Below are 11,669 nucleotides of genomic sequence, written 5' to 3'. Positions count from 1 at the left end.
CCGGCGGCGCGGGCGGCGGGATCGAGCTCGTACACCGTTTTGCCGCGCAGCTTGAGCGACTCCGACACATAGAGGAAGTTTTCCGAATGGCCGGCGAACAGCAACCCGTCGGGCTTCATCAGCGGCACGAAGCGCGCCAGGATCTTGCGCTGCGTCGGCTTGTCGAAATAAATCATCACATTGCGGCAGAAGATGACGTCGAACTGGCCGTTCAGCGGCCAGTGGTCGCCCAGCAGGTTCAGCTGTTTATAGGTAATCATCTGGCGCAGCTCGGGCCGCACCCGCACCATGCCTTCGCGCTCGCCCTTGCCCTTCTGGAAAAAGCGGCGCGAGCGTTCCGGCGACATCTTGTCGAGCCGGTCGATCGAGTAGACGCCGTTGGCGGCCGTGGCCAGCACATTGGTGTCGATGTCGGTGGCGATGATGGTGCACGGCGGCGTCAACGTGTTGAACGCCTCGCACATCGTCATGGCGATCGAATACGGCTCCTCGCCGGTGGAACTGGCCGAGCACCAGATGGTGATCGGGTCCCTGAGCTTTTTGGCGTGGTCGGCCAGCAGCGGGAAGTGGTGGGCCTCGCGGAAGAACGACGTCAGGTTGGTGGTGAGCGCGTTGGTGAAGGCCTCCCACTCGTCGTCGCCGCTGCGGCCGCCCTCGAGGTCGTCGAGATACTTGGCGAAGCTGGCGATGCCGGTGGCGCGCAGACGCCGCGCCAGGCGGCTGTACACCATTTCTTGTTTGCTGTCGGCCAGCGAGATGCCGGCCCGTTTGTATATCAGGCCGCGGACGCGCTCGAAATCCCTGGCGTTGAAGTCGAACTCCTTGGAGCTGTCTCTAGTTTGCGGCATTTGTTTAACCCTTAATCTGACTGCTGGAACAATGCCCTGCCGATTTTACTCCGCACTACACCATGCTCAGAATTTTTCCCGTTCGCCGGCACTGGAGACGAGAGCGGAGGCCGATTTTTTGGGTGCGGCCGTTTGCTGTTTTTGCTGGTATTGCCGGCACGGCGCGCGGGTCGGGGCGCGCCGCGGCCTCAGGCGGCCAGCGTTTCGATCAAGCCCATTTCGGCGCTCGACATCAGCTTGTCGATATCGACCAGGATCAGCATGCGCTCGTCGATGGTGCCCAGGCCTATCATGTAGTCGGTGCTGAAGGCGGTGCCCATTTCCGGTGCCTGCTTGACCTGCTCCGGCGTCAGCGTGGTGACGTCGGAGACCGAGTCGACCACCATGCCGACGATGCGGCCGTTGATGTTGAGGATGATGACCACGGTGAACTGGTCGTACACCGGCGTGCCCAGTTTGAACTTGATGCGCATGTCCACCACCGGGATGATGATGCCGCGCAGGTTGATGACACCCTTGATGAATTCCGGCGCGTTGGCGATGCGGGTCACCGTTTCGTAGCCACGGATCTCCTGCACCTTCAGGATGTCGATGCCGTATTCTTCGGAACCGAGCGTGAAGGCCAGGAATTCGTGGCCCGCGATTTCTTTGGCGCCGGTGGTGAGTGCTTCTGCCATGATGGGTGTCCTATGTAGGGGTGAGTATGCGGTTTAAAAATCAGGAAAAAATCGATTCGTCGGCCAGCTGGCGCGACGAGCGTATCAGCGCGGCCACGTCCAGTATCAAAGACACGCCGCCGTCGCCGAGGATGGTGGCGCCGGAGATGCCGGCCACCTTGCGATAGTTCGATTCCAGGTTCTTGACCACCACCTGCTGCTGTCCGACCAGGTCGTCGACGAACAGGCCGGCCTTGCGGCCGTCGGTCTCGATGATGACGACGATGCCCTCGGACGGATTGGTGTGGCGCGGCGTGATCTCGAACATCTGGTACAGCGGGATCAGGGGCAGGTATTCGCCGCGCACCTTGATGACGCGGCCCTTGCCGCTGATTTCCTTGACGTCCTCCGGTTCCGGCTGGAGCGACTCGATGACGAAGCCCAGCGGCAGGATATAGACCTCCTCGCCGACGCGGATCGACATGCCGTCCAAAATGGCCAGCGTCAGCGGCAGCGAAATCGAGATCGTGGTGCCGAAGCCCTTGGCCGAGCGGATGTCGACGACGCCGCCCATGGCCGTGATATTGCGCTTGACGACATCCATGCCGACGCCGCGGCCGGAGACGTCGGTGACGGCGTCGGCGGTCGAGAAGCCGGGCGCGAAGATCAGCTGCCAGACCTCGGCGTCGCTCATGGTGTCGATCACGGGCAGGCCGCCCTGCGCCGCCTTGGCCAGGATTTTATCGCGGTTCAAGCCGGCGCCGTCGTCCGACACCTCGATGATGATGTTGCCGCCCTGGTGGCTGGCCGACAGGAACAGCCGGCCCGAATCGCTCTTGCCGGCGGCGCGCCGCACGGCCGGCATTTCGATGCCGTGGTCGATGGAGTTGCGCACCAAATGGGTCAGCGGGTCGACGATGCGCTCGATGAGTCCCTTGTCCAGTTCGGTGGCCGCGCCGTTGGTGATGAAGTCGACCTTCTTGCCCAGCTTGGCGGCCAGGTCGCGCACCATGCGCGGGAAGCGCGAGAACACGAAGTCCATCGACATCATGCGGATCGACATCACCGCTTCCTGCAAATCGCGGGTGTTGCGGGTCAGCTGGCTGACGCTGTTGAGCAGGCGCTCGTGCGCCATCGGGTCGAGCGAATCGACGCGCTGTTCTATCATCGCCTGGGTGATGACCAGTTCGCCGACCAGGTTGATGAGCTGGTCGACCTTTTCGATGGAGACGCGGATCGACGACGATTCGGCGCCGGGCGCGCCGCCTTTGTCTTCCTTCTTGCCCGGCTTTTTCTCGTGTTCCTCGGCGGCCTTGGCCTGGGCCTGGGCTTGCAGCTCGGCCGGCGTGGGCGGGTCGAGCGCGATGCCGGCGGCGGCCTGGATTTGTTCGATGGGCTGGAAGAAGCCGTAGCCGCGGGCGTCGTCGGCGCCCTCCTCGGCGGCGGCGCGGATCTGGTCCAGCGGCTGGAAGAAGCCGTAGCCGGGCGCGCCGTCGGCGGTGGCCGATGGCGCCGGATGCAGGTCGACTTCATCGAAGAAGCCGTAGCCGAGCGCGCTTTCCGCCTGCGAGCGTTCGGCGTTTTCCAGCCTGGCCTGCTTGGGCGTCAGGGCCGGCAGTTCGGTGACGACCATGTCGTCCGGATCGAGCACGAAGGAGCAGATGGCGATGATGTCGTCCAGGCTTTCGTGGGTGGTGACGACCATGGCGTTGCGGTCCTTGTCGAGCGGCGTGATGGACACGTGGCCCATCAGACCCAGCTCGGCGCCCAGGGCCGTCACTTCGCGGTGCACCATCACCGGCAGTTCGAGCCGGTAGCGGCGCCCGCCGCTGTGGTCGACCACCTTGGCCTCGGCCGCGTGGAACGACGGCGCCATCTGCACCGGCGCCACCACCACGTCCTGCGACAGCGATTGCAGCATCATGCGCACGTCGGCCACGGCATCCTGGTCGACGCTGGCGCCGTGGCGGTGGCCGTCGAGCTGCATCTTCAGGATGTCTTTCGCGGCTAGGAAGGCGTCGACGTGCTCGGACGTCAGCGCCATCTCGCCCTTGCGGATGCGGTCGAGCAGCGTTTCGAGGATGTGGGTCACTTCCGTCATGTCGGTCACGCCGAAGGTCGACGCGCCGCCCTTGACCGAGTGGGCCGTGCGGAAGATGGCGTTCAAGTCCTCGGCGTCGGGCGCGTCGAGATCGACGGCCAGCAGCAGCCGTTCCATTTCGGCCAGCAATTCTTCGGCTTCATCGAAAAAAACCTGGAAAAACTGGCTTATATCGATGGTCATGATGAAGCTCCGTCAAGTTCGGTCAGCATGATTGCACTCGCATCTCAGCCGATGACCTTTTTGACGACTTCTATCAGTCGCTGCGGATCGAAGGGTTTGACCAGCCAGCCATTGGCGCCGGCGGCGCGGCCCTTGGACTTCATCTCGTCGGAGGACTCGGTGGTCAACATCAGGATCGGCGTCTTCTGGTAGGCCGGCAGTTCGCGCAGCAGCTTGATGAGCTCCAGGCCGTCCATGCGCGGCATGTTCTGGTCGGTCAACACCAGGTCGACGCTTTGCAGCTTGGCTTTTTCCAGGCCGTCCTGGCCGTCGACCGCTTCGATCACGAGGTAGCCGGCGGCCTTCAGGCTGAACGCCACCATCTGGCGCAGGGAGCTGGAATCATCAACTGCAAGGATTGTCTTGGCCATCTTTTTCTCACTCTATTTTAAATGCTGGGCACCGTGCCCGTTTTCGTTGGGGAGGCGGGCGCGCTAGAACAGCTCGATGTCGCCGCTTTCCAAATGTTTTTGACTGACGGCCTTGCGCAGCACGCTGCGCAATTCCAGGCTCTGGATCGCCAGCGCCATGCTGACCTTGCCGAGCAGGTCGACGATTTCCTCGTTGTCGCTCTCGGGCAGCATTTCGGCCCCGTGCGCGCCCAGCGTGCCGAGAAACTCGCGCAAGCCGGTCACGCGTTTCAGGGTGCGGTCGATCAGCTGGCTGGTCATGTCCTGGAATTGCATGCTGGTGATGGCGGCGTTGACGTGGCCGCCGACCTGGCCGTGCAGCGCCTCGAGCAGGGCCCGGTCCTGCGGCGTCGGCGTGCCGCCGGCCAGCAGCAGATTGATGGTCTGCTGCTGGGCGCCGACGGCCTCGTGGATCGCCATGAAATTGACCGACAGCTTTTCTATCGCCTCTTCCAGCAGCAGGCCGGTCTGGATCAGATCGGTCTCCACTTCCGTCAGATGTTTCTTGCCGTGGTCGGACACGCCCGACAGCAGGCGTTTCACATGGGAGCCAAGTATCTTTTTTCTCGTCATAAAAGTCTCGTTCAGTTCTAACCGCGCCAGCGCCGCGCGCGACCCGCTGCTGCACCTGCACCTGCCTTGTTGCCGATAGGGATGGACGGCGTCATTGCTTGAGCGCGGCCGGCAGCGACGTCGCCGTCGTGGCCGAGCCATCGCCGCCGCCGCCGTTGCTGACGTCGAGCTTGGCGCCGTCGCGCATCACATCCTGCTCCGTCTTCTTGTTCATGACGATGATGCTGATGCGGCGATTGATGGGATTGAAGGGATCTTGCTTGTCGATGTTGGCGGCCGACGCCAGTCCCACCACGCGCAATATCTTGTTCTCGTCCATGCCGCCGGCGATCAGCTCGCGGCGCGAGGCGTTGGCGCGGTCGGCCGACAATTCCCAGTTGCTGTAGCCGGCGTCGCTCAGATAAGGCGTCGAATCGGTGTGGCCGGACAGGCCGATCTTGTTGGGCACGTCGTTCAGCACGGCGCCGATTTCGTGCAGGATGTCGCGCGTGTACGGTTGCAGCTCGGCCTTGGCCAGCGCGAACATGGGGCGGTTTTGCTCGTCGACGATCTGGATCCGCAAGCCTTCGCTGGTGAAGTCCAGCAGCAGCTGGTTTTTATACTTCTTGAGCAGCGGATTGGTGTCGATCTTGGCCTGGATTTTTTCCTTCAGCGCCTGCAAGCGCGCCGCCTCCTCGGCCTCCAGCGCCTTCTTGGCGGCCGTCAGGTTGTAGGTTTTCTTGGACGACGGGTCTTCGGCGTTGTGGACCTGGCCATCCTTGCGGCTCAAGTCCTTGCCGCCGCCGGGGATGACGGAGGAGCTGTCGCCGCTGCCGTCGCCGCCGCGCATGGCCACCTTCAGCGGCGTCTTGAAGAATTCGGAGATGCCGTTCAAATCGCCCTTGGTGGTCGAGCCGAGCAGCCACATCAGCAAGAAGAAGGCCATCATGGCCGTCACGAAGTCGGCGTACGCGATCTTCCACGCGCCGCCGTGGTGGCCGGCGGCGTTCTTCTTGATGCGTTTGACGATGATTGGCCGCAAGCCTTCTTCAGCCATGACGATTCCTTGGTTTTTTTAACACTACCGATATGGCGTGGGTCATTTCTTGATTTCGCCGCCGGGCTTACTTGGTTTTCGATTTCTTGATGTGCTCTTCCAGCTCGGCGAAGGTCGGGCGTTCGGTCGAGTACAACACCTTGCGGCCGAATTCCACCGCCAGCGCCGGCGCGTAACCGTTCAGGCTGGCCAGCAGCGTGACCTTCACGCACTGATACATCTTGGTCGACTCTTCGAGCTTTTGTTCCAGCAGGCTGGACAGCGGACCGACGAAGCCGTAGGCCAGCAAAATCCCGAGGAAGGTGCCGACCAGCGCGTGCGCGATCAGCAAGCCCAGCTCCGCCGGCGGCACGCCGACCGATTCCATGGTGTGGACCACGCCCATCACGGCCGCCACGATACCGAAGGCCGGCAAGCCGTCGCCCAGCTTGGCGATGCAGTGGGCCGGCACGGCGCCCTCGTGGTGGTGGGTTTCGATTTCATTGTCCATCAAATTCTCGATCTGGAAGGCGTCCATATTGCCCGACACCATCAGTCGCAGATAATCGGTCATGAATTCGACGATATGATGGTCGTGCAGCACGCTAGGATACTTGCTGAACAGCGGGCTTTCATGCGGGCTGTCAATATCGCCTTCGATCGACATCAAACCTTCCTTGCGGACCTTGGACAGGACGTCGAACAGCAGCGACATCATTTCCATGTACAGGTCGCGGGTGAAGCGCGAACCTTGCAGCAGGGTCGGCAGGGCTTTCAGCGTCGCTTTGATCGATTTGCCATTGTTGCCGACGAGGAAAGCGCCGGCGCCGGCGCCACCGATCATCAGCAATTCCAGCGGCTGGAACAAGGCGGCCAAATGCCCGCCGTTGAGCGCAAAGCCGCCGAAGACCGACGCGCAGACAACTACATATCCAATGATGACTAACAAGTGCGGTGACTCCCAGGGTGACGATGTGCGCCGCAACTACCGCTGTCTGGCTGTTTTTACGCCACACGGGTACCTCGACGAGCGCAAACGGGGAATTTCAGGCCGAAACCGGACCCGTGCCACATCTATATTTACACATGGAACTACAATAACGTGAGAATGGCCACCGGGCAAGCAAATACCGCCGAATGATGCTTAAAAGTACCAGACATACAGCGGCGTCGCGCCGGGCGTGGTGCGGACGGTCAGGTCGGGCGCGCGGGCGTCGATCTCGAACTCGTAGCTGAGCAGCATGGCGCCGGGCCGCAATTCGGCCGCCGCCTTGCGCCACAGGGCATCCATCGCGGCCGGGGACAGATAGGCGAATATCATGTCGAACTGGGCGAAATCGAGGTCTTCATAGTCGCCGCGCACGAAGCGGGCGGCGCTGCCGGACAGGCGCGCCCGCAGGCGGCTGGCCAGCCACGGCAGCGGCGCCAGTTCGATGCCGACGCAATCGCAGTCGGGCCGCTGGCGCGCCAGGTACAGGGTCAGGCCGCCCAGGCCGCTGCCGATGTCGATCAGGCGCAGCGCCCGGCCGGCCGGCAACAGCTGGCGCACTTCGTTCCACACGCGGCGGTTGGACGGGTAGTACGGCACTTGCGTGCGGAAGGTGGACCAGTACAGGCCCAGCAAAAACAAAAACAGCAGCAAGAACAGCAGCGGCGGCAGGTGCAGCGCGGTCCCGGCCAGCAGGCCGACCGGGAACAAGAGCTGGATCGGCCGCCACCACGAGGCCAGGCCGATTTTATAGGTGACGACGGCGGCGACGGCGCCCTGCAGCAGCGCCGCCGTCAGCAGCGTGACGGGCAGGCGCAAGGTCGCCAGCAGATAAACCAGGAACAGCGTCGGCGCCACGGCGCCGAACTGGATCAGCATGGCCTGCACGGCGGGCGCGCGCAGCAGACGTGCAAAAGCGGAGCGCGGGCTCACGCCCTGCCCCGCTTCGATGGATGGCGATGCTTACCGGTCACGCGGCCAGCGCGTCGAGTTCCCTGGCTTTTTTGGTCTTGCCGGCGCGCGAAGGCATGTGGCACAGGCCGCAGACATAGCTGCCGTTCAAGTCCATGCAATTGACCACGAACTTGCCCTGGCATTTGCCGCAAGGCGCCAGTTCCAGCATCTTGCTGCTGAAGAAGCGCACCAGGGTCCAGGCGCGCGTCAGCGACAGCAGCGGCTCTTCGCCCGGCTCCGGCGGCATTTGTTCCAGGTACAGCTTGTAGGCTTTCATGACCGCTTCGATGCCGGTGGCGCCGGCGTGTTCGACCAGGAAGCGGTGGATGTTGACGAACAGCGAAGAATGGATGTTCGGCTGCCAGGTCAGGAACCAGTCGGTCGAGAACGGCAGCATGCCCTTCGGTGGCGATACGCCGCGCAGTTCCTTGTACAGCTTGAGCAGGCGTTCGCGCGACAGCGACACTTCCGATTCAAGCAGCTGCAAGCGGGCGCCCAACTGGATCAGCTCGATGGCCAGACGAATCTCCTGCGCTTCCGATACGACACTTTTCTTGCTCATGATCTGGACTCCGACGCTGCGTTGATGACGTGACTGCTTAATACGACCGCTGAAGAGCTCAAGCGTTTAAGCGATCTCTTCGACGGCCTGGCCGGCCATCAGGATGGCGGCGTGCGACTGGGCCAGTACGCGGTCTTTATTGTAGTTGGTCAGCATCGACAGGATGGCGCTGTCATCGAAGCGGAAGCGGGCCAACATCATGTTGCCGCCGGCGAGCTTGAGGATCTGGGCGTTGCTCATGCCTTCGATCAGTTCGGCGATGTCGCCGGAGATGCCAAGACGGAAGATTGCCGTCACCTTGTCCGCGCGGATCATCTGCTGAGCCAGCATCAAATAGCTCAGGTTAGCGTCGCGAATCTCGGCCATCATATCGTTAGCAGTCATTTCCATCTCCTTGAATCCGTTATCGTCGCTGTGAAACACATTTGCGTTTCCAGTGAGATACATTCTGCGGGAGCAACAAAAATACGAGTAGAGGCGACCCTCTGTATTTTCAGTCAGGAAATAGCGGACGCGACCTGTCGGTGTTTGTCTTACAAACACTCGCAGATCGAAGGTCTACGCCCTCGCGGCGCAGAATTTGACGGGATTGAAAGTTTCAAAAAACTTGCCTTTTCGCACATAAACTATTTGCATCAGGCGACGCTGTTTTGCTACATCTGTCTCTTTAACGGCAGAGTTCCGGAGAACTTTAGGGTCGGAACGAAAATAATTGAAATTAATTCGTTCCTCGCTACGCGGGCCATTCCGGCCCTGCCTGAAGGCGCATTTACCGTCTTCATATTTCTGGTAACGGCAGCGTTTTGGAGAACTTTAGGGGTTTTTTTGATTTTTTTTAAAAATCATTGAAAATAATCGCATGGCGGCTTGAAAGCGCCTGTTCATGCGGCTAGGCGCCACGCGCCGGCGGGCCTGGCGGCGGCCAGACAGCCGATTTTGTAGTCTGCCGGACAAGAAATTGCTACACTGCGCCACCCGCCTCAATTAGATGAAGCTTCAAGTATTCCTCCAGCATGAAGAAAGTTACCGAATGACAACTCGTAACGATTGCCTCCAGCGCGACGCGCAAGATCCGCTGGCTCCCCTGCGCGCCCAGTTCGCCTTACCGGACGGCGTGATTTATCTCGATGGCAACTCCCTCGGCGCCCGCCCGGTCGCCGCGCTGGCCCGCGCCCAGGACGTGATCGCCCGCGAATGGGGCCAGGATCTGATCCGCAGCTGGAACACGGCCGGCTGGTTCGACCTGCCGAAACGGCTCGGCGACCGCCTGGCGCCGCTGATCGGCGCCGACGATGCGGAAGTCGTCGTCACCGACACCACCTCGGTCAACCTGTTCAAGGCGCTGGCCGCCGCCCTGCAGATGCAGGCCGCCGAGCCGGCCACGGCCGAACGGCGCGTCATCGTCACCGAACGCAGCAACTTCCCCACCGATATCTACATGGCGCAGGGCCTGGCCGGCTGGCTGGCGCGCGGCTACTCCATCCAGCTGGTCGACGGCGTCGCCGAACTGCCGGCCGCCATCGACGCCAACACCGCCGTCGTCATGCTCACCCACGTCAACTACCGCACCGGCTACCAGCACGACATGGCCGCCGTCAGCGCCCTGGCCCACGCGCACGGCGCCCTCATCGTGTGGGACCTGGCCCATTCGGCCGGCGCGGTGCCGCTCGCGCTGAACGCCGACGGCGCCGACCTGGCCGTCGGCTGCACCTATAAATATCTGAACGGCGGTCCCGGCGCGCCGGCCTTCATCTGGGTGCCGAAAAAGCACCAGGCGCGCTTCCGGCAGCCGCTGTCGGGCTGGTGGGGCCACGCCGCGCCGTTCGCGATGGCGCCCGACTTCGTACCGGCCGACGGCATCGGCCGCGCGCTGTGCGGCACCCAGCCCGTCGTCTCGCTGGCGATGGTGGAAGCGGGACTGGACGTGTTCGCGCAGACGACGATGGCGGCGATCCGCGCCAAGTCGCTGGCGCTGACCGATCTGTTCATCCAGCTGGTGGAGGCGCGCTGCGGCGCCCATCCGCTGGAACTGGTGACGCCGCGCGCCCATGCGCGCCGCGGCAGCCAGGTCAGCTTCGCCCATCCGCACGGCTACGCGGTGATGGCGGCGCTGATCGCGCGCGGCGTGATCGGCGACTACCGCGAACCGGCCATCATGCGCTTCGGCTTCACGCCGCTGTACACCCGCTATGCCGACGTGTGGGACGCGGTCGAGATCCTGCGCCAGATCCTCGACGGCCAGGCCTACGACATCGCCGCCCGGCGCGACGCCGTGACCTGAGCATCCGATCCTCAGTAAAAACCATTTATATAGTTTATAGAGATTGCCATGACAGATAAAAACGCCGAGGGCGGCTGCCCGTTCAATGGCGCCGCCGCCGCACCAGCGGCAGTAGCCCAGCCCGGCGACGCCGAATGGCACGGCGCGCAGATGGATTTCAGTAAATCGATGAGCTACGGCGATTATCTGGGCTTGGACCGCATCCTCAACGCGCAGCATCCGCTGTCGCCGAATCACAATGAAATGCTGTTCATCGTCCAGCACCAGACCAGCGAATTGTGGATGAAACTGATGCTGCACGAGATGCACGCCGTGCGCGCCAACCTGCAAGCGAACGATCTGGCGCCGGCTTTCAAAATGCTGGCCCGCGTGGCGCGCATCATGGACCAGCTGGTCCACGCCTGGGACGTGCTGGCGACGATGACGCCGTCCGAGTACACGGCGATCCGCCCCTACCTGGGCGCGTCGTCCGGCTTCCAGTCCCACCAGTATCGGGAGATTGAATTCATCCTGGGGAACAAGAACGCGGCGCTGCTGAACGTCCACAGCACCGCGCCGGATGCCTACGCGCTGCTGGACGCGGCGCTGCGGACGCCGTCGGTGTACGACGAGGCGGTCCAGCTGCTGGCGCGCAGCGGCCTGGCGATCGCGCCGGAGCGCCTGCACGCCGACTGGACGCTGGCCACCGCGCCCGACGAATCGGTCAAGCAGGCCTGGCTGGCCGTGTATCGCGCGCCGGAAAAGCACTGGGCCTTGTACGAGCTGGCCGAGAAACTGGTCGACCTGGAGACGGCGTTCCGCTACTGGCGCTTCCGCCACGTGACGACGGTCGAGCGCATCATCGGTTTCAAGACCGGCACCGGCGGCACGGCCGGCGTCAGCTACCTGCGCAAGATGCTCGACGTGGTGCTGTTCCCGGAATTGTTCGAGCTGCGCACCGCGCTGTAAGGCGGGAGCGGGCTCAAATCGGCGACGTCAAAATCGGAGCCTGACCCCGATGCACGGGGCGGCGAGCTATCACCCCGCCGCGCGCCGACGCCACTGACCCCACCTACCCCA

Annotated in this window: 12 protein-coding genes; 2 read left to right on the top strand and 10 right to left on the bottom strand. The window is 62.9% G+C overall.

What is annotated here, in order from left to right:
• The 10 genes from Q0S71_RS12495 to flhD all read right to left on the bottom strand — a co-directional run.
• A partial coding sequence (locus tag Q0S71_RS12495) for a CheR family methyltransferase (RefSeq protein WP_295995785.1) occupies positions 1-848 on the bottom strand: 848 nt, incomplete at its 3' end.
• A gap of 188 nt (positions 849-1,036) precedes the next feature.
• Positions 1,037-1,525: a chemotaxis protein CheW gene (locus Q0S71_RS12490; protein WP_295995781.1), complete on the bottom strand. Its 489-nt coding sequence runs from the start codon at positions 1,523-1,525 to the stop codon at positions 1,037-1,039.
• Positions 1,526-1,565: 40 nt separating this feature from the next.
• Positions 1,566-3,788 carry a chemotaxis protein CheA gene (cheA, locus tag Q0S71_RS12485; RefSeq protein WP_295995778.1) on the bottom strand — a complete coding sequence of 741 codons (2,223 nt, stop codon included), beginning with the start codon at positions 3,786-3,788 and terminating at the stop codon, positions 1,566-1,568.
• Positions 3,789-3,832: 44 nt separating this feature from the next.
• Positions 3,833-4,198, bottom strand: a complete 366-nt coding sequence (locus Q0S71_RS12480; protein WP_295995775.1) for a response regulator — start codon at positions 4,196-4,198, stop codon at positions 3,833-3,835.
• Between the two features lie 63 nt (positions 4,199-4,261).
• Positions 4,262-4,810, bottom strand: coding sequence for a chemotaxis protein (locus Q0S71_RS12475; protein ID WP_295995772.1), 549 nt, complete (start codon positions 4,808-4,810; stop codon positions 4,262-4,264).
• Between the two features lie 91 nt (positions 4,811-4,901).
• Positions 4,902-5,846 (bottom strand): flagellar motor protein MotB, encoded by a 945-nt coding sequence (motB, locus tag Q0S71_RS12470; protein WP_295995769.1) that lies wholly within the window; start codon positions 5,844-5,846, stop codon positions 4,902-4,904.
• Between the two features lie 67 nt (positions 5,847-5,913).
• Positions 5,914-6,774 carry a flagellar motor stator protein MotA gene (gene motA / locus Q0S71_RS12465; protein ID WP_295995768.1) on the bottom strand — a complete coding sequence of 287 codons (861 nt, stop codon included), beginning with the start codon at positions 6,772-6,774 and terminating at the stop codon, positions 5,914-5,916.
• A 195-nt stretch (positions 6,775-6,969) separates the two neighbouring features.
• Positions 6,970-7,692, bottom strand: coding sequence for a trans-aconitate 2-methyltransferase (locus Q0S71_RS12460; protein ID WP_295995795.1), 723 nt, complete (start codon positions 7,690-7,692; stop codon positions 6,970-6,972).
• Between the two features lie 91 nt (positions 7,693-7,783).
• Positions 7,784-8,329, bottom strand: coding sequence for a flagellar transcriptional regulator FlhC (flhC, locus tag Q0S71_RS12455; protein WP_295995764.1), 546 nt, complete (start codon positions 8,327-8,329; stop codon positions 7,784-7,786).
• 66 nt (positions 8,330-8,395) lie between these two features.
• Positions 8,396-8,713 carry a flagellar transcriptional regulator FlhD gene (flhD, locus tag Q0S71_RS12450; RefSeq protein ID WP_295995761.1) on the bottom strand — a complete coding sequence of 106 codons (318 nt, stop codon included), beginning with the start codon at positions 8,711-8,713 and terminating at the stop codon, positions 8,396-8,398.
• Between the two features lie 646 nt (positions 8,714-9,359).
• Between flhD and kynU the strand changes: the two genes are divergently transcribed.
• A complete protein-coding gene (gene kynU, locus Q0S71_RS12445; RefSeq protein ID WP_295995757.1) occupies positions 9,360-10,610 on the top strand; it encodes a kynureninase in 1,251 nt (416 codons plus the stop codon).
• Positions 10,611-10,658: 48 nt separating this feature from the next.
• The gene (gene kynA, locus Q0S71_RS12440) at positions 10,659-11,558 is read left to right on the top strand and encodes a tryptophan 2,3-dioxygenase (protein ID WP_295995755.1); all 900 of its coding nucleotides are present in this window, start codon (positions 10,659-10,661) and stop codon (positions 11,556-11,558) included.
• The last annotated feature ends 111 nt before the right edge of the window (positions 11,559-11,669 follow it).

It is taken from the genome of Rugamonas sp. (genome assembly GCF_025354735.1).
Lineage (GTDB): Bacteria > Pseudomonadota > Gammaproteobacteria > Burkholderiales > Burkholderiaceae_D > Rugamonas.
This window is presented reverse-complemented; position numbering and strand designations above follow the sequence as displayed.